This is a genomic window from Escherichia sp. AM3, assembly GCF_032029835.1.
Classification (GTDB): Bacteria; Pseudomonadota; Gammaproteobacteria; order Enterobacterales; family Enterobacteriaceae; genus Escherichia; species Escherichia coli.
This window is the reverse complement of the sequence record NZ_JAVUPQ010000926.1, coordinates 1-278: the sequence shown is the minus strand read 5'-3', so window position 1 is coordinate 278 and position 278 is coordinate 1. Positions and strand designations below refer to the sequence as shown.

1 protein-coding gene is annotated in these 278 nt (G+C 55.4%); it reads left to right on the top strand.

All coding sequences use genetic code 11. The features are described from left to right. Positions 1-278, top strand: a 278-nt coding sequence (locus RTW80_RS29095) for a peptidase dimerization domain-containing protein (RefSeq protein ID WP_312721585.1), incomplete at both ends; no start/stop codon positions are given.

The following is a 278-nucleotide window of genomic DNA, read 5'->3' as shown; positions in this document are numbered from 1 at the left end:
ACATTACCCCCTTCCAGCCAGCCGTCGTTACCGTAGGCAGCATTCAGGCCGGGCACGCCCCTAACATTATCAACGACAAAGTATTGATGAAACTTACCGTGCGCACGCTGGATGAAAGCGTGCGGCAAACCGTGCTACAGCGTATCCATGATATCGCCGTTGCACAGGCGGAAAGTTTCAATGCGACGGCCACCATTCGACACATTAACGGCAGCCCGGTGCTGAAAAACAATCCGCAAGCCAACGAGATGGTGCGCAGCGTCGCCACCGATCTGTTC